Genomic DNA, 15241 nt, shown 5'->3' with positions numbered 1-15241 from the left:
GGCGTGATTTCATGCGGCGGATTATCCTTCTTCTTTGCGTTCTCTTTTCACTCAACGCCGCGACAAGGCTCGAAATTTCCGGCGACATTCTCATACTCAGCTACACGGACTCCCGCGATGCCGTGATTTTTCGGCGGGAAGGCGCGAACGCGGGCGACATTCCGCCCATGAAGATAGACATTCCCGGAACGTGGACGCTTGACGAGGCTCCGCAGGTTATCCCCGACATTTCACACAATAAATTATGGCCGGGCATTTCGGGCGAAAGTTATTCGTACACCCTCACGGCCTCAGCCCCGGCGCGGTGGTCAGCAGAAGGACTCCCCGATGGACTCACGTGTTCAGCCCCCGGGAAAATTTCAGGCGTTCCGAAAATTTTCGGGGTATTCAGCGTTGACATTACAGCCTCGAACAGTGCCGGGAAAGTCTCGGATGTCTTCCCGCTGAAAGTTTTTGCCGACTCTCTTCCGCGTGTCATGACTCCCGTATTGCCTTCCGCTGTCGTGAATGCCTCCTATGATTTCGCGCTTGCCATGAACGACTCGCCCTCCTCCGTAATCATGGCCGGGACTCTTCCTGAAGGACTCACGATGGACAGCAACGGGCGAATCTCCGGGACTCCCTCAGAGCCGGGAGAATATATCATTGACGTAACAGCCGCGAACGAGGCCGGGGAATCGTCAGCAAGAGTCGCGCTGACAGTCTCAAGCACTGACATAATGATTACCCCTGAGACGTTAAGCGATGGCAATTACGGCAGGGCGTATAAATGCGCGCTGAAGGTGTCCGGGATTGAGGGTGATATTTGGCGGGTCTCCGGGGATATTCCGCGCGGGCTGTCGTTTGACTCTGGGACTCTTTCGGGGACTCCGCGTGAGACCGGGAAATTTCTGCTGACTGTTGACGCTGGCAACGGGGCTGTATTCGCACGGAGGGACTACACGCTTTCGGTGAGGGGAGATATTCCGGCAATATCGACATCATCACTACGGCAAGGCTACACGGGAATGCGCTACAGTTTCAGGCTGAGGGCTTCAAGCCGCGGCCCGGTGAAATGGAGCAGTGATATTCTCCCTGAAGGTCTGACTCTTGACGCTGATACGGGGATAATCTCAGGAGTTCCCGCAAAAGATTTTGACGGGCGCATAACAGTATATGCTTCAACAGAAGAAGGCAAATCCTCCCGGCATATTCCGTTCAGCATAAGGACACTAAAGCCGCAGATAAAGACGGAGACAATCCCGGACGGCTTCAAGGGGGAATATTATCACGCTGATTTCATGTATTCGGGCGGAGCTGGCACAGTGTGGAGTCTTCGCGGGAAACTGCCGAAGGGACTCACGTTCAGCAAAGCGGGAGTGCTTGAGGGAGTCCCGGAGGAGGCCGGGCGTTTCTCACTCATAATTTCAGCGGAAAACCCCGGCGGGAAAGCCTCGCGGAGATATTCGCTGTCAATATCCGAGGACGCTCCGCATAAATACATCACAGCCGCAATAATCCCCCCTGTAACAGTTAGCGAGGACGGAAGATATGATTTCTACGTGAGCTTTGACAGTTGGATTCCTGAAGGGACATACATAGAGTATCACTCATTCCCATATGGCATTGAGGCGGAGGGCGAGAATTATACGTTTGTCGATACTTCCGGGCGCGAGGTCAGCGCAGTCCCTGCCAACAGGAAAATCACGGTAAGGACATATCTTGAGGGCGGAGTCAGGTATGAGCCTGTAATTACAGCGAGGGTTAATATAACGGAGGACACAGCACCGGGAGAAAGCCGCGGGAGTCAGGGATGTAATCTGCCGGGTATGTCATGCGTGATACTATTGCTGCTTGTCAGAAGGCGCACCCGTCCATGAGGCTATGAATTTCCGAGAAGGCTAAAAACTGCTTCGGGCTGCTGGTTTGCCTGGGACAGCATAGCTTCACCTGCCCGGCTCAGAATCTGGAACTCTATGAATCTCATTGTCGACTGCGCGTAATCGGCATCAGTTATCCTGCTCACTGAGTCATTGAGATTCTCCCCGGCGGTGTTCACGCTCTGTAGTGTATGCTCTAGTGCGTCCCCGTATGCGACAATCTGAGTCCGCTGCCTGACTACGCTGTCAATTGCCGAGTCAATATAGCCGACAGACCTGCGGGCAAGATCCCCGGTCATGACATTCACGCGGTCAACTCCGAGAGTCTCCGCTGAGACATTCCCAAGCTGAACGGCGAATGACTCATCTTGATTCGCGCCTGTCTGAAAGAGTATGCCGTTGTTCGCAAGGTGAATATTTGCGGTATATACCCCGTCAGAAATCATCATGTACTCTTTCCCGCTCTCGTTCCATTCTGCGACAGTCCCGGCCATAGGGTCAAAATCGACATCAACATTCGGGTGAATTATCCCGGCAAGCTCATGGCCTGTAATCTTTATGTCAGTCGCTAAAGTCTCGCCGGTGTGGGCGTTGTACACTGAGACATTGAATGTCCCCTCCCGCGAGTCCTGTATCGTGTTCAGCCCGAACGCCTTAATCAGCTCTTCATTTCCCGCAAAATATATTTCTCCTTCACGGCCCTGTACAGCACTGCGGATTACGAGCGTTGATTTTATGTCGTAGCCTGTCATATTTCCGTCAGTGTCATACATTGCCGAGCGTGAATAGACTGACTCCGAGGTCATCCCGGTGCCGTCAGAAATCACTGCAAACTTCTGCGCGTCATCGGTGTATTCTGACTGTCCGAGTCCGAATGCTATAGCATTATTGATTTTCGCGGCAGTGTCCCTCAAAGTATCCTCGCCGTAAATCACAACGCCCGCCGTTTTCCCGTTCCCCTGAACGAGCGTTAATTTCTGAGGCTCTGCGACAATAAATTTCCCCTCACTGTCATAAAACTGTGAAATCTCGCTTAATGCTTTATCGTAATACACTTCTATAGGGTCATCATCATCATCGCCGGTTTGTATAAGCATTGTTTCGGTTACGCTCATGATGTTGCTTTTCTGCACCTGTGCTTTTCCCGGGTCAGAGCGGACTTCTATTCTGTAATTTGCCCCGGCGTTTACTGTATTATGATTATTGCCCTCGCTGTTGAAGGTAAGAAGACTTCCGTGAACGCGCACTTTTACTTTTATGTCATCCGATGACCATAACGCGCCCGCCGAGCCGTTAAGGAGTTTCTTTTTGTTGAAGTCTGTGTACCGTGATATTTCGTCCAACTGATTCCGAAGGCCGTCTATTTCTTCCTGTATGTGAGTCCTGTCCTGCAATGTGAGAGTGTCATTGCCTGCCTGAACTGAAAGCTCCCTCATCCTGTGGAGTATGCCGTCCGTATTGCTTAATGCCCCGTCTGCAACCCTGAGCAATGATATACCGTCTTGGGCATTTTTCACGGCCATGTCAGCACCCTTTATCTGTGAGCGCATTTTCTCACTTATCGACAGCCCGGAAGCGTCATCGGAGGCAGAATTAATCTTCAGCCCGCTCGCTAACGGCTTTATGGATTTGCTGACCATATCACTGGCGGCCTTTGTTGCGCTGAGTGCCGACAATGCTGTGAGATTGTTATTGATTATCATGGCTGACATTCCTCCAGCATAAATTTTCAGGGTAATTATATTAATTATCGGGCATGAGGCAGAAAAAATAAATCCGGCAAATTAACGCAAGTCTCACAATATCAGCGCAATTAGTTATGACGGCTATGAGCTGGCTTAAACTTGCGGAGGACAACGGACATCCGGATGCACGTAAGATGAGGGAGGAAATCGGAATGAGTACGGCTTTCGGCATGTTCGGCAACATGATTTCACCTCAGGCTCCCGTTCAGAACAGAGGAGTTGCCCCCGGACGTAATCAGAATATCTGCCCACGCTGTAACGGCTCCGGGGTATGCCCTGCCTGCTACGGCACAGGAGGACGGCCTAATATTTTCACAGACGGCTACACTCACTGCAACGCCTGCCAGGACACCGGGCTTTGCTACACATGCAGGGGCGCGGGAGTTCTGCACTGATTTTCACGCGGGAAAAATGACAGGCCATCCTCAAAGCGGGGAAAGCCTGTTTTTGTTTTTTTGCGCCTACAGCATCATGAAGCCGATCACAAATAGCAATCCCGCCGCAAATGTCATTAGCCCGTAAGCAAGACTCGACGGCAACAACATCCCAATAGTTTCCTGTTTCGGCTCTTCCTGATAATATCCGAAGTCTGTATCTTCCGGCGGACGAATGAATTTGATTCGCGAGGCTTGAGACAGCAACAGCGTTACAGGGCCGGCGGTGATTAGGTCAACAATTTTCGCAAACAATGAACCCATGAACGGCAGAATCAATCCGATAACGGGACGGAAAATAGCGTTCTCAATGTTCAGCCATGAAGGCCACAAATCACGGTACACGATTTCCCCTTTCACCGTCTCAGACTGTAGCACCCTCCGCACAAACAGGAAGTATACCGCGACTCCAATCGTCAGAGAAATTAACGCCCCTTCAAGATTCGCGAACACAAAATAATGCACAGCGTGATGATGTTCCGGGCCGTGCATGAATGTCGAGCCTAGGAACGCTATACTGTCGCCGATTTCTGACGTGAATATTCCTATAGCGGGGAGAATTAATGCCGACAGGGTTAATATTATCGCGTTCGGCCATGAGATATATATTTCTTTCTCGTGCATTCCTTCAGCGGGTTTTGCGACAAACAGAGCCACGAACAATTTCATCACGTAAGCAGTAGTGAGACCGCCGGAAATCAGGAACAGCCATTCACACACAGAGAACATGAATTTTTCCGCGCCCGCCGTCATGAACGGGAGAGTCCCCGCTCCGTGTGATAACGTGTGCAAATGCTCAACGATCGCCTCATGGATTAGAGTCTTCCCTAAGTACCCGTTAATCAGCGGGAAGCCCATCAAGCCGAGTCCGCCCATCACAAACGCGAACATCAAAACTTTCTTTCCACGCCCGAATCCGCGAATGTCGTTGAGGTTTAATTTGTGCGTGTTCATGTGTACGACTCCCGCGCAGAGGAATAATACCAGTTTAATCAGCGAATGCCCGACCATGTACAGAATTGTTCCGCGTACGGCCAAATCATTTTCACGTCCAAGAAAGCACTGCATAGCGATTCCCGTGAGAATGAATCCAAGCTGAGACATTGACGAACACGCGAGAGTCCTCTTTATGTTGACGGAGAAGACAGCAAGCACTGCCCCTAGTACCATAGTGATGACGGCGAGAATCAAGAGCATGAAGCCCCAGCGTGAGTCGTGCATGAAGAGTCCTGACGACAGCACGATTATCCCGAAAAGCCCGGACTTTGTGAGGAGTCCCGACAACAATGCGCTTGACGGAGCCGGGGCGGCGGTGTGGGCGGTCGGCAGCCATATGTGAGACGGGAATATAGCGGCCTTTGCGGCGAACCCGACAAACACAAGGAAGCCGGGAACATACAGCGGTGATTTGTCCTGAAGCGTGAACTTTGCGAGCGCGTCAATGTCAAGAGTCCCGGTATAGTTATACAGCAGGATTAATCCCGTAAGAGTAACAAGCCCCCCGATTATCGCAATGGCTAAGTATGTCTGCGCGGCTCTCTGTGCGTCAGGCGTTTCGTCCTGAACGACCATAATGTACGAGAAAAGCGACATCATCTCGAAAAACATGAATGTAGTGAACAAGTCCCCGGAAATAAACACTCCCATGATTGAGCCGAGAGTCAGCAATACATACAGGTAATAGCGGTTACGGTTATGATGATGGCGCAAATATTCGCGGGAAAATATTGTTGTCGCCGCCCACATGAACGCGATAATCACGGCATAAATGAGCCTGAATCCGTCAAGTTTCAGCTTCATTCCCAGCCCGCAGACACCCGGAATAATCAGCTCACTTCCCAGACTCCCGGACAACATCAGGACAGCGGCAAGCTCTATCACGCAGACAATATCAGCCGCAATATCACGTACAAGCCTGCTCTTTTTCCCGGCGTAATACGACAAAATCCCCCCTGCCATAGGCCACAATACGAGGAAAAGAAGCGCATAATTTCCCCTCATGGATTTTTTCCCTCCTGAAATGGATTGTTTGTTGTTTGTGTGATTGAGTATATTATATTCTGTTTTGGCCGCTCTGCCTGAGAGACTGCGAAACACTGTAATGTGTTCAGGATATTTCAATGTATAATTACAATCACGATATACACATAAACTTTCACACGCTTTATTTCACAGAAGGAGGAAAAAGATTCATGCGCGTAAAATTTTTCCCTGCATGTACAGTTTTGTTTATGCTGGTATTTGCAGGCTCATCATTTGCGGCTTCCCCGTCCTTAAACATGAACGGAGAGGCTCATGTGGGAGAGCAGGCAGTTCTTTCTGTCGAGGCCTCCCAGATTCCCCCGGGCGGCTCTGTAATATGGTCAGTAGTCCCTACATCAGGAAAGACTCCTGCGCGTTTCTCTGTCAGGGCGGGGGGGCGTGAGTGTGCCTTCACACCTCTTGACACTGAGCCGGTGAGAGTCATAGCTGAGTTTGCCGACAGGAACGGCGATATTATTTCGTCATCTGAAAAACTGGTAGCCCCTAAAGAGTTTGTGATTGACATTGCGGTTGTTGTCGAAAACCCCGTTACGCTGTGGGACTCGTCAAGCAGGTCTGATTACGCCCTGAGTCCTGATGTGCTTATGGCAAATACTCCCGTGAGGCTCCGCGCTTCCCTCAATCCCAGTTTCAGCGGCAAGCATTCTTTCACGTGGAACTCTGACGCGGCTACGGCGATAATCAGCCAGGACAATGAAGACATACTCATACGGCGCGGCAGTATCGGCGCAAGCGAAATCACAGTAACAGCCTTCAACGCTCAGGGAGTCAGGCTCGGCGCAGGGGACAGCATAGTGAGCATTAATCTTCCTGTTTCGACATACGAGGAGTCATCGATGGAGCGGGAAGCGTGGCAGAACTGGAAGACAGCACAAGGCTTATGGGAGTCCGGGAATTACGCAGAGGCAGTAGACACAGCACGCAGAGCGGTGGAGCTTTCCCCGCGGGATACTGAGATTGCTGACGGACTCCGGGCGATATCCGCAAATTTTGCCCGCTACAACAAGGCGCAGAAACTCCGTGAGGACGCTGTAAATTTCGACAAAGCCGGGAGATTTGACGATGCATTGAAGAATCTGCGAATCGCGCAGGTGATATGGCCTGTTGATGACGGCGCGAGAATAATAAAGTCAGCAGAAGAAAAAGTAGACCGACAGCGGAAATTACAGCAGGAAGCAAACTGGCTCAGGGACACCGCAAGCGCATATGACAATGAAAACATGTACGAGGACGCATTAGAGTATTACGCAAAAAGTATCGCAGTCATGTCAAGCGATGCAGTTCTTGACCGAATGGAGAGAATCCGAAACAGGCTGACACTTATAGCCGATGCAGACCGCTACGCCGGTGAAGGAAGCGCACGCGAACGCGAGGGAAAACTTCAGGAGGCCATGAATAACTATGTCGCCAGCGTAAGAAGCAACCCCGACGCTACACTCCGTCAGCACATAGAGGAATTGCAGAGCGTAATTTCCCGCCGCGAAAGACAAGCCAACGCATTAAACCGCGAGGGGGACGACCTCATGAGGCGCAATCAGAATCAGGAAGCCCTCAAGCGTTTCACCGAAAGCATTAACGTTTGGCCGACAGACCGCGCACGGCAGAGACTCCAGCAGTTAAGCAGGGTAAAACTTCCGCCCGACACCGTAATACGAGGGCCGGAGGATTTCGGGATAGGCACAAGGTATGACGCGCAGAAAATCATTCAGGAAGCGGATAATCTTTATGCTGACGGAAATATTGACCAGGCCGCCGCGCTCTACAAGAAAGCCCAGCAGATAGCACCCTCTGACGAAATGCGCCGATGGGTTGCCCGGCTTGACGCTGTACTCAAAGAACGCGATGCAGTGAACGCCGCAAACCGTCAAATCTCGGAGGCAAACGCGCTTTTCAGGGCAGGAAAAACAAAGGAAGCCCTAGAGCTTTACCGGGACAGCCTGAAGACTCACAAGAACGCGGAAATAGAATCATTCCTCAGAAGGCAGGCGACATCTAAATGATGATAATAGGCTTCTGCAACCTCAAAGGCGGAGTCGGCAAGACAACTTCATGCCAGAACATAGCCGCGGCTCTGTCAAAATCCGGGAAGAGAGTCGCCGCTGTTGACATGGATCCTCAAAGCAACCTCAGCGCGGGATTCGGACTCAATCCTTCTCCGACTGACCCGCAGGTGTTTGACCTTCTTTCGGGTGCGGCGGAATGGGATGACGTTATCACAAAGCGCGAGGGTATAGACATCGTGCCAAGCTCATTGAGTCTGGTAATGGCTGAACTGAGCGACAGCGGCCCTACAAGCAGGCGCACGGCACTCCGCGACGCTCTCGCAAAAATTGCTGCTGACCGCTACGACTATATATTACTCGACAGCCCTCCTCAGCTGGGAATCTTCACGCAGAATGTTTTAGGGGCAAGCGATAAAATCATTGTCCCTATGGACGGCGGATTCTATAGCCTGTTCGGGTTAAGGCTTCTCGACAGGTCAATGGGAACGTTCCGGGAAAGGCTGAATCCGACTCTTGAAATCGGCGGCATACTCATGACGAACTACAATCCGCGGCTGTATATCTCGCGTCAAATCTATGAGGAAGTCCGCAAACAGTTCGGGGATTTGCTTTTCGAGAGCTACATACGGCAGAATATAAGCATTGTTGAAGCGTCAAGCACAGGGCTGTCAATATTTGCCTACGAGCCTAGGTCAAAGGGTGCTGAGTGCTACAGGGCGGTTACAGATGAGTTTTTGCGGAGATTCGGCAGTGATAATCTTGCTGTCATTAAGTCTGTTGAGGCTGAAATTCTCATTGAGCCTGCGCCGGATACTTATACGCCCCCTAAGATTCACATGCCCCCTGACGTAACCCCCGTAGATGAAGCCCAAATACGCGCTGACATAGAAGAGGCAATGCAATCCGTGACTCAAGAGACAGTGCCGACTCCCGAACCCGAAACAGCCCCGGAAATTATTGTACCCCCTGAGCCTGAGCCGGAACAAAAAACCGCGTTCCCTTCCCCGGTTGTGCCTGTGCCGGGCGAAAAGCGCGTAACGCTCGGAGCGTATGAGGAGAGCATAAAGCAGGATGTTCTCGACATGCTCCCGGAGGCGGAGAAAGCAATGTGGACGCAGCTTCTTGGGTCTGTTACGGACATTTCGCGGGGAGAAATTGATGTGAGGTCTCTGCGTGCTGACTTTGAGGACTGCGACAAGGACAGGTATACATTCTACGTTCTGAACGACGAGTCGGACTCATTCTGGCCGGTGATGTACTCTGACCAGATAATAGAGCCGCTAAGGTGCGTCATAAAGTGGGACGAGTACGGCTCCGCTGAAGTGTTCATGTAAAGAATAACGCCCCCGGGAATTTCTCCGGGGGTAAATTTTTCGTCCCGGCCGCAAAATAGTCCGCGAGCTTCAGGCATTATGCGCCGAATTTCTTTCACATTAAGGCATATAGCACCCCTGAAATTAACACTGTGCTATAATTTTGACTGATTCCACACAGGAAAATTTTTATGCAAGGAGACTCACATCATCATGAGAAAGGTTTACTGCGCTCTTTTGCTGGCTGTCCTCGTGATTTCATGCTCCGCCGCCGGAATGACATGGAAACGCATACGCCTCACAGATGCCGGGACAATCTCAATTCCGCAGCATTGGAACGTTCTCGCGCAAGACTCCTCCGTAATAGAGAATGCATACGGCAAGGGCGTTTCATGCCGGACTCTTCTCAGCACGCAGGCTTCTGACGCATTGATGGCGGTCTTACTCTACTGGCCTTATAGCGGGGACAGCGCACAGAAATTCGCCTCGGACATTGCAGAATCACTCATGCTCCGCTACGGCTCAAAGTCCCGCCCGACAAACAGCGAAATGAAGATAGGAGTCATACGCGCCTCGACAGTAACATACAGAATTGACAGCGAGAATGATCAGAAAGTTACGGCCTTCACTCACAGGGGAAAAACTTTCTGCCTCGTCATAACTTACAGGCACAGCGATGAATACAGGGTATCACGCCTCACACGCGGAATATTGTCCCGCTGGCAGCTCTGATATTATCTCTTCCACGTAAAACTCTCAGGGAAAAACGCCGCAAGCCTCTTCACCGAAAGCCCCGCAAGAATACTTTTCGCGATGTCCCCGGGAATGGGCATTAGGACGAAATATATCATCAGCGTTTTTGCGCCCAGCTCATTCCCGAGATAATATTTCGACATAAAATAGTAATACGGAATCCCGAACGCATAAATCACAGCAATCCCCGCCACAGCTCCAAGCGTCCACGTAATGAAACACGGCCTGAATTTTTCTGCGGCATATCCCGCAAGCCACGCCCCCGGAATGAACCCGATAATGTAGCCGAATGTCGGGTTAAGCGCAGACCCCGTGAAGACCGGAAGCCCTATAAGCCCGGCCATGACGTAAACGCAGACGCTCAACGCTCCAAGTTTCCGCCCAAGAACAAGCCCGGCCATGACGACAAAAAGAGTCTGGAACGTCAGCGGCAGTAACGGTGTCGGGATTCTTATGTGAGTCCCTATTGCGATTAATGCCGCGAAAAGGGCGCATAACGTGATTTTCTTTGTGGCTGTCATAATTATTCCTCCTCGCTGCGAATCATAGAGACTTCCCCGGATCTGAGAGTCTCAATTTCACCCTCATCATTACGAACAACAAGCCCCCCGGAGTCGTCAATGTCCTGAACACAGCCGTAACATTTCCTGCGCCCGGCCATGTAGGATATTTCCCGCCCCGTTAATATTGACCGCTCGCGGTAAGCACGGATTATTTCAGGGTCATCGAGATTCCCCGCGAACGTCATAATATAGTCGGCAATCTTGGCGCAAAGCTCATCACGCCCGAATCGAATATCTCCGCCCGCGAATATTGCCCCGGCTGTCTGTGATATTTCCTCGCTGAATTTCTTTGTCGAAACGTTGACCCCGATTCCTGTTATTACGCTCTCAATTTCTCCGCTCTCGACTCCTGTTACGGCTTCCGTGAGAATCCCGCAGATTTTCCTGCCGTGAAAATAGACATCGTTGACCCACTTTATTCCGAGCTTGCCGCGTGAGTCTGGGTACAAATCCTCGATGGCTAGGCATACTGATACAGCGTCAGCAATTGTTATCATCTGAAATTTTCCCGCGTCGCAGTTTGGCCGGAGTATCAGAGACATATACAGCCCTGTTCCTGCGGGCGACTCGAATTTATGACCCCGGCGGCCTCTTCCGGCTGTCTGTCGGTTTGCCGCGATTAATGTCCCGTGAGGCTCCCCTGACATGGCCAGCTTCTTGGCGTAATTGTTGGTCGAATCAATTTCGCCGAGACATATAACGCGCTGTATCTCTGTCCCGGCTTTGAGGTGAGATTTTATCCCCTCTGCTGTGAGAATGTCGCTGTGTGTTTCGAGCATGTAGCCTTTTTTTGTTGACGCTGAAATTATGTGTCCTTCCTTCCTCAGCGACTCTGCTGCCTTCCACACCGCCGCCCGCGTTACTCCGAGCATCCCGGCTAATTCCTCGCCTGAAATATATTCGCCCCGTTTTGATTCAAGGGCATGTAGAATTTCTGCCTTCATGGCGGGTATATATAGCACATAAATTTTTGTCTGTAAACTTTCTGAAGGTTTCAGCGGTTTACATTGGGCGGTATTCTTGCATGAAAGATATTTTTATGGGTATAATTCGGTCATTCAATCTTTTCTGAAGAGGTGTCATATAATTATGCCAATATCGTCAAACATAAGGCAGCTGAGAAAGAAGGCGCACTACACGCAGATAGAGCTTGCCGAAAAATTAGACGTGTCAATAGCTACTCTAAGACGCTGGGAAGCGGGAGAGACCGCCCCGAATGGAACAAGAATCATCGAGCTTGCCAATGTCCTCAAAGTTTCGCCCGATGAGATTGTAGCAGGTGCTGACGGAACAGGCCCGGCGCGGGTGATACTTCCTGCCGGCGAGAGGTCAAACGGTATGTTAGTGTTTGAGGGGGACGGAACAAGAATCGAACTGCCCCCTACAGATAAAGGCTACGAGCTTTTCGGCAAACTTCTTGAGAACCTATTAGCCCGGAGGAACGTAACGCCCGGTGCTTAACCCTGCGCCCCGGTGAGCTGCTCTATATTCCGCACGACCGCCGGGGACAATCCCATAGCCCGCGCTAATTTGTCGAGGTACATTCTTTCCGCGTCAGTGTCAACATCAATCGCCATCAATGAAGCCGAATACACCTGCGCCGCAAGATCCGGCCTTCCCTGAACAGCCGCGACAATTTTGCCCGTCTCCATTGGCCCTTGTAGCTTGGCGATTACGTAGTTCATTCCTTCCTGCCCTGTGCCTGATGATTTCATCGTGTCCATAATTTTCCTCATCTCATCGGAATCAATCTGCCCGTCAGATTTTGCCGCGTCAATCATGGCCGTGAGGATAATTTCTGCGTCGCTGTTCTGCTGCTGCGGTGAAGGCGGTGTGTACTGAGCCTGCGAGACTGCGCCGGAGCTGCCCGACATTGACCCGCTGAGAGCCTTATACGCCATCATTCCGAGAAGCCCCATCATGCTCCCGCCCAGGGTGTTCATTGTGGGACTGTTTGAGCCTCCCATGAGCGCACCGAGCAGCGCGCCTATTCCGCCCGCCGCGAGATTGTCGCCGCCAACTCTCTGCTTCATGCTCTGCCCTGCTCCCATGAGTGAGCCTAGGAGTCCCTGAAGGCTGTTTCCCGCGTTCGATACCCGTGAGCTTGCCGCAGGTGATGAGCCTGTTGTACCCTGAATGACTGAGCCGAGAAGATCCATAAAGTTTAGTGCCAAGATAAATTTCTCCCTTCATGAAAAGTTTTATGAACGTGGAAATTTTAGCATGAGCTTGTGAAAAGTTTTGCGTTTCCCGCGCCTTTGTGGTGTATTATTGACAATTATTTTCAGGAGGCAGGTTAATATTTTGAGTGTCAGAAAATTTTTCCTAGCAGTCTCATTAACCGCATTAATATTAATCACGTCAGCGGCTTCACGTACAAGCTCGCAGAAAAGCTCATACGACATAATCATAGCCGGAGGCGGCACCGGGGGAATCTCCGCAGCGATTCAGGCCGCCAGAATGGGAGCAAGCGTTCTCGTCGTAGAGTCTTCAACATGGATCGGAGGACAGGCAACCGCCGCAGGAGTTTCGACAATGGACGACATGAGTCGGCAGAAGAGCGGAATATACGAGGAATACATACGCCGCATAAAGAGCTATTACGATGCACGGGGCAAATCAATGGGAACATGCTACTGGCATCCGGCAACACTGGCATTTGAGCCGCGAATAGGGCAGGAAGCATTCATATCCATGATAAACGAGGCTCGCAGGCGCGGAACTCTCGAATTTCTCATGAACTCGGAAATCATCGGCGTGAAAATGTCCCGGCGGTCTGTTGCAGGCGTTACCGTTAAGACACCTTCAGGGAAACGCGATTACGACTGCAAGATACTCATTGACGCAACGGAATACGGCGACATTCTGCCCATCACGAAAACTCCCTACAGGGCGGGGAACTCCGTCTCAGAATACATCAACAATGACGCTATGATTCAGGACATAACATGGACGGCGGTCATCAAGAAATATCCCGGCGGAATCCCAGATCATCTCAAGCCGGAAACACCCCTGCCCGGATATGACCTCGCAAGGCGCAACTATGAGAGCTTCCTCACTGCTGACGGCAAAAATTTCAGGAACGTTTACCCCGTTGAAACTCCCGTGAATTTCATTACCTACGCCGCCTACAGGGGAATCCCGGACAGCTCCAACCCCTACAGCTACGATGCGTCAAAGGAATACCGCCAATACATCACAAAAACCGGGCTTAACTGGGGCAATGATTATCCCGGTGCTTACGGGTGGATTAACGGCAGAAGGGGACTCCCAGTATCATATCTTGAGGACAGAAATTTGCGCCTTCAGGTTGAGCGGGAAGCCCTCATCAAGACTCTTCACCTGATTTACTACATACAGAACGAACTCGGCGAGTCTTGGTCAGTCCCGGATGACGAGTACACAAACAGGATACTTCCCGAAGCAGCCCGGACTCTTCCGCGTGAGTGGCAGGAAATTGCCAGGCGAATGCCCGTAATACCATACGTGAGAGAGTCCCGCAGGATTATCGGAGCGCATACGCTGACTTCAAACGAACTCGCATATAATTCCCTGAGCTACAGAGACGGACATACGAGCCGGGAATTTTCTGACGCGATTGCAATCGGGGGATATATTCTCGACCTTCACGGGGCAAATACGGACGCTGATACGGAATATGATCTTGACGAAACAATGAGGCATCAGGAGCTTAACAGGCCGCGGGGGCCGTTCCAAGTGCCAATGAACATATTGATTCCGAATGAGACTGACGGACTCATAGCCGCCGAGAAAAATTTATCGATGTCGAGGCTTGCCGCCGGGAGTCTCAGGCTTCAGCCAATCACAATGATGACAGGGCAGGCCGCCGGAGCTTTGGCCGCTGTCTGTGTCAGGGACAAAAAGCAGCCTAGGCAGGTTCACCCTATGCGCGTTCAGTGGGAGCTGCTAAATTCGGGCGTGTCGCTGTCGCTGTGCAAATACTCCGACATTCCCCCGGAACACAGCGTAAACAGAACTGTGCAGATCTCGAACATGTACGGGCTTATTACTCCGAATGAGTATCCTCACGCGCCGTCATTCAACATTGAGCTTATGGACAACCCTGTGTTAGAGATGGCCATCATTAAGGGCGCGGACAAGGGGCTTTTCGGCGTGGATGACATCATGACGGGAAATGACGTTATAGAAATCCTCAAGCGGGCGCAGAAGGCCGCAAACATGAAGAAGCCCCCGGAAATCACCGTAGAGAAACCCGGAAACACTATATCAAGAAGCGATTTCGTGAAGGCAGTGTGCGATGCTTTCCCGGCACTGAATAAGATAAAGCTCCCGAAAAATTCCCGGCTTCCGTTCAAGCTCGGCAAGAACAGAAACGCAAAGTATGCCGAAATTTTAGGGAAGCTCGGAATACTGAGCATATACAGCATAGACAATAATTTTCATTACGGATACCCGGTAACAAAAGGAGAAGCCTGCGACATTATAGTGAGGGCGTGTGTCGCGGCTTTGGGCGAGTGAAAGAAAGGTAAACAGGGGACAGGGTACT

12 protein-coding genes are annotated in these 15241 nt (G+C 51.2%); 7 read left to right on the top strand and 5 right to left on the bottom strand.

The window, feature by feature from the left end; all coding sequences use genetic code 11:
- Positions 1-11 precede the first annotated feature (11 nt).
- Positions 12-1859 carry a putative Ig domain-containing protein gene (locus IKQ95_06790; protein ID MBR4196398.1) on the top strand — a complete coding sequence of 616 codons (1848 nt, stop codon included), beginning with the start codon at positions 12-14 and terminating at the stop codon, positions 1857-1859.
- A 2-nt stretch (positions 1860-1861) separates the two neighbouring features.
- Here the strand turns inward: IKQ95_06790 and IKQ95_06785 are convergent, their stop codons facing one another.
- Complete coding sequence (locus tag IKQ95_06785; GenBank protein ID MBR4196397.1) at positions 1862-3562, bottom strand: hypothetical protein; 1701 nt, start codon at positions 3560-3562, stop codon at positions 1862-1864.
- Positions 3563-3756: 194 nt separating this feature from the next.
- On the opposite strand from IKQ95_06785, the gene IKQ95_06780 reads away from it, so the two are divergent.
- Positions 3757-3999: a hypothetical protein gene (locus IKQ95_06780; protein ID MBR4196396.1), complete on the top strand. Its 243-nt coding sequence runs from the start codon at positions 3757-3759 to the stop codon at positions 3997-3999.
- Positions 4000-4065: 66 nt separating this feature from the next.
- Here IKQ95_06780 and IKQ95_06775 read toward each other — a convergent pair whose 3' ends face one another.
- A complete protein-coding gene (locus tag IKQ95_06775; GenBank protein MBR4196395.1) occupies positions 4066-6039 on the bottom strand; it encodes a hypothetical protein in 1974 nt (657 codons plus the stop codon).
- Positions 6040-6230: 191 nt separating this feature from the next.
- Here IKQ95_06775 and IKQ95_06770 point away from each other — a divergent pair, with 191 nt between their 5' ends.
- From IKQ95_06770 to IKQ95_06760, 3 genes are all read left to right on the top strand, one after another.
- Complete coding sequence (locus IKQ95_06770) at positions 6231-8081, top strand: tetratricopeptide repeat protein (GenBank protein MBR4196394.1); 1851 nt, start codon at positions 6231-6233, stop codon at positions 8079-8081.
- Complete coding sequence (locus IKQ95_06765; protein MBR4196393.1) at positions 8078-9418, top strand: AAA family ATPase; 1341 nt, start codon at positions 8078-8080, stop codon at positions 9416-9418. The genes IKQ95_06770 and IKQ95_06765 overlap by 4 nt, the downstream gene beginning before the upstream one ends.
- A gap of 192 nt (positions 9419-9610) precedes the next feature.
- Positions 9611-10129 (top strand): hypothetical protein, encoded by a 519-nt coding sequence (locus tag IKQ95_06760; GenBank protein MBR4196392.1) that lies wholly within the window; start codon positions 9611-9613, stop codon positions 10127-10129.
- Between the two features lie 2 nt (positions 10130-10131).
- Here IKQ95_06760 and IKQ95_06755 read toward each other — a convergent pair whose 3' ends face one another.
- Positions 10132-10671, bottom strand: a complete 540-nt coding sequence (locus IKQ95_06755) for a biotin transporter BioY (GenBank protein ID MBR4196391.1) — start codon at positions 10669-10671, stop codon at positions 10132-10134.
- A gap of 2 nt (positions 10672-10673) precedes the next feature.
- Positions 10674-11657 carry a biotin--[acetyl-CoA-carboxylase] ligase gene (locus tag IKQ95_06750; protein ID MBR4196390.1) on the bottom strand — a complete coding sequence of 328 codons (984 nt, stop codon included), beginning with the start codon at positions 11655-11657 and terminating at the stop codon, positions 10674-10676.
- A gap of 145 nt (positions 11658-11802) precedes the next feature.
- On the opposite strand from IKQ95_06750, the gene IKQ95_06745 reads away from it, so the two are divergent.
- A complete protein-coding gene (locus tag IKQ95_06745; GenBank protein MBR4196389.1) occupies positions 11803-12174 on the top strand; it encodes a helix-turn-helix transcriptional regulator in 372 nt (123 codons plus the stop codon).
- Here the strand turns inward: IKQ95_06745 and IKQ95_06740 are convergent.
- Complete coding sequence (locus tag IKQ95_06740; protein MBR4196388.1) at positions 12171-12887, bottom strand: tellurite resistance TerB family protein; 717 nt, start codon at positions 12885-12887, stop codon at positions 12171-12173. The genes IKQ95_06745 and IKQ95_06740 overlap by 4 nt on opposite strands.
- A gap of 130 nt (positions 12888-13017) precedes the next feature.
- On the opposite strand from IKQ95_06740, the gene IKQ95_06735 reads away from it, so the two are divergent.
- Positions 13018-15213 carry an FAD-dependent oxidoreductase gene (locus tag IKQ95_06735; protein MBR4196387.1) on the top strand — a complete coding sequence of 732 codons (2196 nt, stop codon included), beginning with the start codon at positions 13018-13020 and terminating at the stop codon, positions 15211-15213.
- Positions 15214-15241 lie beyond the last annotated feature (28 nt).

This window comes from Synergistaceae bacterium (assembly GCA_017540085.1).
Taxonomy (GTDB): domain Bacteria; phylum Synergistota; class Synergistia; order Synergistales; family Aminobacteriaceae; genus JAFUXM01.
Note: the sequence above shows the minus strand (reverse complement) of the source record. Positions and strands in the feature narration are given on the sequence as shown.

Bases quoted from the DNA above. Each gene is read 5' to 3' on its own strand.
- IKQ95_06780 (MBR4196396.1), top strand. From the start codon at position 3,757: ATGAGTACGGCTTTCGGCATGTTCGGCAACATGATTTCACCTCAGGCT.
- IKQ95_06770 (MBR4196394.1), top strand. From the start codon at position 6,231: ATGCGCGTAAAATTTTTCCCTGCATGTACAGTTTTGTTTATGCTGGTA.
- IKQ95_06775 (MBR4196395.1), bottom strand. From the start codon at position 6,039: ATGAGGGGAAATTATGCGCTTCTTTTCCTCGTATTGTGGCCTATGGCA.
- IKQ95_06790 (MBR4196398.1), top strand. From the start codon at position 12: ATGCGGCGGATTATCCTTCTTCTTTGCGTTCTCTTTTCACTCAACGCC.
- IKQ95_06755 (MBR4196391.1), bottom strand. From the start codon at position 10,671: ATGACAGCCACAAAGAAAATCACGTTATGCGCCCTTTTCGCGGCATTA.
- IKQ95_06765 (MBR4196393.1), top strand. From the start codon at position 8,078: ATGATGATAATAGGCTTCTGCAACCTCAAAGGCGGAGTCGGCAAGACA.
- IKQ95_06785 (MBR4196397.1), bottom strand. From the start codon at position 3,562: ATGATAATCAATAACAATCTCACAGCATTGTCGGCACTCAGCGCAACA.
- IKQ95_06760 (MBR4196392.1), top strand. From the start codon at position 9,611: ATGAGAAAGGTTTACTGCGCTCTTTTGCTGGCTGTCCTCGTGATTTCA.
- IKQ95_06745 (MBR4196389.1), top strand. From the start codon at position 11,803: ATGCCAATATCGTCAAACATAAGGCAGCTGAGAAAGAAGGCGCACTAC.
- IKQ95_06750 (MBR4196390.1), bottom strand. From the start codon at position 11,657: ATGAAGGCAGAAATTCTACATGCCCTTGAATCAAAACGGGGCGAATAT.